The sequence below is a fragment of the Pseudomonas sp. 2995-3 genome, assembly GCF_002742565.1.
Classification (GTDB): domain Bacteria; phylum Pseudomonadota; class Gammaproteobacteria; order Pseudomonadales; family Pseudomonadaceae; genus Aquipseudomonas; species Aquipseudomonas edaphica.
The window spans coordinates 1-5,075 of sequence record NZ_LJSB01000152.1; the positions used below are offsets into that span (position 1 = coordinate 1).

5 protein-coding genes are annotated in these 5,075 nt (G+C 50.6%); all 5 read left to right on the plus strand.

What is annotated here, in order from left to right:
* Window positions 1–2,710 (plus strand): RHS repeat-associated core domain-containing protein (locus tag AOA62_RS07580; RefSeq protein WP_178075632.1); only part of this gene is annotated, 2,710 nt, incomplete at its 5' end.
* On the plus strand, window positions 2,707–3,372 hold the full coding sequence (locus AOA62_RS07585; protein ID WP_099548332.1) for a hypothetical protein: 666 nt from the start codon (window positions 2,707–2,709) through the stop codon (window positions 3,370–3,372). The genes AOA62_RS07580 and AOA62_RS07585, both read left to right, overlap by 4 nt.
* A gap of 159 nt (window positions 3,373–3,531) precedes the next feature.
* The gene (locus tag AOA62_RS07590; RefSeq protein WP_017135812.1) at window positions 3,532–3,759 is read left to right on the plus strand and encodes a hypothetical protein; all 228 of its coding nucleotides are present in this window, start codon (window positions 3,532–3,534) and stop codon (window positions 3,757–3,759) included.
* 7 nt (window positions 3,760–3,766) lie between these two features.
* Window positions 3,767–4,777: a hypothetical protein gene (locus AOA62_RS07595; protein WP_099548335.1), complete on the plus strand. Its 1,011-nt coding sequence runs from the start codon at window positions 3,767–3,769 to the stop codon at window positions 4,775–4,777.
* Window positions 4,778–4,782: 5 nt separating this feature from the next.
* Window positions 4,783–5,075: hypothetical protein (locus AOA62_RS07600; protein ID WP_143521793.1), on the plus strand; the 293-nt coding region annotated here is incomplete at its 3' end.

The following is a 5,075-nucleotide window of genomic DNA, read 5'->3' on the forward strand; positions in this document are numbered from 1 at the left end:
CGTGGTTCGGCATTGGACCGATGAGGGCGACGCTTACCAGTTCGACTATGACCTGCAGGCTGGCCTCACGCGCATCACCGACGGCCTGCAGCGCGTGAGTACGCGGTACTGGAACACTCAGCATCAGATCATTCAGTACAGCGACAACCTTGGCCAGACCTGGCTGTTCGAGTGGAATGACGAACGTCAGTTGCTCAGCGCGACTGATCCTCTGGGTGGGCGCTATGAGTACAGCTACGATGAGAGCGGTAACCTCAGTACATCCAGTGACCCCTTGGGCCGTATTGAATCCGTTTTATGGCTGGAACATTGGTCTCTTCCACTGGTTGAAACCGATAGTGCCGGCAGCAGTTGGCAATACGAATATAACGCCAGCGGCAATTGTGTCCGCGAAACAGACCCGCTGGGTCTCGTCACTCGCTACCGTTATAACGCTGGTGGCCAGATCGTAGAGATTGTCGACCCCGCAGGTAAAAGCAACACCTTGCGTTGGAATAAATACGGGCAGCTGTCAGAGCATATCGACTGCTCAGGTTACTCAACAAAGTTCAACTACGACCATCGCGGTTATTTACAGACCATCACCGATGCGCTCGGCGAGCGCACGACTTACCTGCATGACGCTCGCGGGCGTCTGCTGCATTATCAGCTGCCAGATGGTCGCGTTGAAGAATACCTGCGTGACACAAGTGGCCAGCTCACCCAACACATCGATGCGGCCGGCCACACCACCGCCTATCAATACGATGGACGTGGGCAAGTTCGCCAACGCATCGACGCCCACGGACGCCACGTTCAATTTAACTATGATGCCTATGGTCGTCTCCAGGCACTGACCAATGAAAATGGTGAACAGTATCGATTTATCTGGGATGCGGTCGACCGAATCGTCGAGCAACAAGACCTGGATGGCAGCGCCCGACGCTATGCCTACGACGGATTAGGCAATGCCATTCTCGAGTCCCATATACCCGCCCCCTATGGTTCTGGACTGGCACTTGTACCCGATACACCAATAGATCCCATCACTCATCATTTGGAACGGGACGCCGCTGGCCGATTGATCGGAAAAGTAACGGCCGATGGTCGAACCGACTACACCTACGACAGCGTCAACCAACTTACCGTTGCCACATTCACAGATACCCGAGGCTGCGAGCAAAGCCTGTCATTTACTTACGATGCTGTCGGCCAATTGCTGGAAGAACAAAGCTCAGCAGGCAGCCTGCGTCATCACTACGACGAACTGGGTAACCTGATACAAACGCAATTGCCCGATGGGCGCCATATCAACCGTCTCTACTACGGAAGTGGTCATCTGCACCAACTGAACCTCGATGGTCAGTTGATCAGTGATTTCGAGCGGGACCGGCTGCATCGTGAGGTTCTGCGTACTCAGGGACACATTACTACGCGGAGCGAGTATGACCGTGGTGGGCGCCTGCGTTCGCGCATACTGCGCAATGCCGACCAGCCAACACTGCTACCGCCCAGAATACAGAAGCAGTTCAATTACGACGCCAACGACAATCTGATCACCCGCATTGACCGTACGCCGGTTGCCAGTCGTCAACAATTGCTCCACTACGATGCGACGGGACGTATTGTCGCCAACCAAGACAACCTTCAGGGGCTGAGCGAAACGTTTGCCTACGACGCTGCCGCCAACTTGCTGGACGGTCCCCAGCCCGGTGCAGGGCTGGTGGTACATAACAAACTACTGACCTATCAGGACAAACGATATCGCTACGATGCCTTCGGTCGAATGGTAGAGAAGCGTACCGGTAGTCATCGAGTGCAACGCTTCTTTTATGATGCAGAGCATCGTTTGATTGAAGTTCACAACATCAACGGAGTTCAAGAAACTGTCGTCAAAATGTGCTACGACCCCCTCGGTCGAAGGACACTAAAAACTGAACATGACATCCGAGGGTTTCCACTAGGCGAGACCTATTTCATCTGGGACGGATTGCGGCTGCTTCAAGAGCAAAAGAACAGTCTGAACAGCCTGTACCTCTATGGAACAGACAGCCATGAGCCGCTTTCACGTGTGGATGGTGTGGGTGCCCAACAGAAAATTCGGTATTACCACAATGATCAGAACGGACTGCCCGAACAACTATCGGATGCCACGGGTAATATCGTCTGGCATGCTCGTTATCGGGTTTGGGGCAATACCATTGAAGAGGTTCGTGAGCCTCACTACATCGAAGAGCAGAATCTGCGATTCCAGGGCCAATATTTGGATCGCGAGACAGGCCTGCACTTCAATACCTTTCGTTTCTATGATCCGGATATTGGGCGATTCACCACACCAGACCCCATCGAGCTATTGGGGGGAATCAACCTTTACCAATACGCTCCCAACCCTTTAGGGTGGATAGATCCTTGGGGCTGGTCATGCCACGGCAACTCGAGAAAAAGCCGCAAGGCACAACACGGCTATGAAGTCGTAGACACGCGCACCGGAAAAGTTGCGAAGACCGGTGTGAGTGGCGGCAGAATAAAGAAAAATGGAAAATCGGCGCGAGCCGAAAAACAGGTTAGAGACTGGAACGCAGAACCGGGTAATACGGGACGGTATGAGTCCAGAGTAATCAAAAAGGTGCCGGCTGGCCCCGGCGCTCGGTGGAAAATCGAGCGTTGGGAGCAACGAAATGCGAACCGCCGCAGGCAGGAATTAGACCCAGCGAGGCATTCAAGGCCATGATTTTAAAAGAAGTGTATCTGTACCCGGACTTGACCGAATACAGCGACGAGATCATTCATCCGTTCCGCGATCAAAGCCGGTCTGTCTGCAATTTCCTGGAACGCCATTTGAGCGCCCAAAAATTCGAGGCGGTGGGCTTCAAAAAAATTTGTTTTGTCGGAACCAGGCAAACTACGCAGGAGGTCTACGTGAACTCCAGCAGCGCACTCATTGTGCCGGTGACTATGGACGAGGTCGCCTATAAAAACTGCGTAACGTCCGACGAACTCAATGAGTTTTTTATAAGCCTGCTGTTGAATGGGTTGGCAAAAGCGATAAAGCACATAGCGCTTCCTGTCACCCTATTCAAAGACACCCTTGATGAGTTTCGCCGTAACCAATTTAAAAACGAGTGGGTTTTCAAGAGTAAAAAAATAAAAAACCCTGCGTGTACCTGCGTACTTGAATGCCGCCTGACAATCGATTTTTTCTTATTGAGTTTTAAAGTTTTGAAGAGCAACACCTGTGTGCTCGACAAAGAGATCTTGCGAACAGCTCCCGATGAAGTGGTCTTCCTTCCTTACCTAAAGGATATCAAGGAAGAAAACGGAAGAATAAAAGTCATCGACAAGTCAGGCATGCCGTTTTACACCACCACCGCTGCCAGCCTCGATAAGCTATGACGCACGTAGTCCGCAACATCATGTTTAACTCAGAGTTCGATCAAGCATTAAAGCGTCAGCACACACCGATATTCGCCCAATAAAAAGTATGGGGACAGATTATTTCCGGCTCGTTCAAGCATCATAATTCATCCCCTTTTTCGCCGTGAAGAGTACCGCGTGGTAGCGACCGTCAATAACGAAGGGGTGAGCATGCTCAACGACCATAAGGACATTTCTACCGTTGACTATAAAGAGACGGGCCTCAAAGATGGCGTACTCTCCAAGACCAATGAGCCCAAGGCAAAAGGTGTAGGTTTTCGGATACTCGACAAATTCAACAAAACCATCACCTCTTTTCGCGTCGAGAAAAAAGGGGCGAACGGAAAGTGGAAGACCTGCGGATAACGACAAAATGGATATCTTCAATCTCATTTCATACAAGCTTGAAAGTTTCCTGAACATCCGGCCAGCTCCTCAGTCACTGGGCGTTATTTTTTATCAGGAAGACGAACCCTTATTACTCTCCGCTGCCGCCAAGAAAAACAATGGAACAACGCTTTATGTGAGCCGTTGGCACGATCTCTTTTCCGCGAGCGCTTTTGAAAAAGCCATGTTGAAACAGGGATTTACGAAGGCGGACTGCTATGCTCTTCTACTCGTCCTGTCTCGCTTTGGTCATTTGTTGGACATCGACAATCGTCAACGCACTAATAAAGACTATTTTATTTTCTTCTATCTGATCCAACTGATCAGTCTAAAAAATAGCCCTATCGATGAGGACGCGGCGTTCAGGAACCACATGCTCACGTTCCTGCTTTTTGAATTGAGCATTGATGACGAGGTGTATCGCAGGTTCAGTATCAAGGATAACCAGCTGCTGATGGTGACCGAGGCTTTTGGATCTATAGCACTGCTGGACCTGATTAACGTGATATACAAGACGATTAAAGCAGACACCAGAAAAGAACATGCACTTCTGAGCACCTTGAAAGCGTTCCAGACAAACATCGTTAAACTATTGGTTACGCCGGACAATAAAAATTATCGCTTGAATTTTAATGATCGTTACAGCGAGCTCATGTATCCCGACGTGTTCCTGTATACCTATACCCACCACAGGCAGCAGGCTTTTGAAGCCTTGGTCGATACCGTCAACCCACTTCAATCAACCGAAAACCTTTTCGTTTCCAGTATTATTTTGATGAATTATGCTTTTTATATCCTGCGAACCCGCCCACGAGAGATTCTGAAGCTAAAAAAATTCGTCGATGATGATGCGCTATTCGGCAAACTGCTGGAAGCCGTGATCAAGCGTCGAATGGCCGTTACTAAAGTGCAATTTGAAAAGATTCCAACAGGCCACGATCTGTCACTGATAAACGATAAGCAAACCTCCTTCTACAATATTTTGTACAGTCTTTAACCTATATGTCTGACGCGTTATGGGCAGCCCGGATGGGCGATGCGCTCTCCCACACTTCGATGATGGCAGACATCCTCGGCGGTGTGCTGGAGGTGGCGGCCAATATCGCGATCACGGCGGTGGCGACGGCGGCCGTTGTTGCTGCCACAGGCATTACCGTGGTCACCGGTGGCCTCGGCTGTTTCCTGCTGGGTGCGGTGGTGGGCACGATTGTTGGCCTAGCCATGAGCAAAAGTGGCGCGGACAAAGGGCTGACCAAGATATGCGATGCCTTCAGTAACGCCCTGTTTCCGCCGTC

What these genes read in the sequence shown, in the direction of transcription:
- AOA62_RS07585 (WP_099548332.1), top strand. Translation starts at nt 2,707, where the DNA reads ATGATTTTAAAAGAAGTGTATCTGTACCCGGACTTGACCGAATACAGC.
- AOA62_RS07595 (WP_099548335.1), top strand. Translation starts at nt 3,767, where the DNA reads ATGGATATCTTCAATCTCATTTCATACAAGCTTGAAAGTTTCCTGAAC.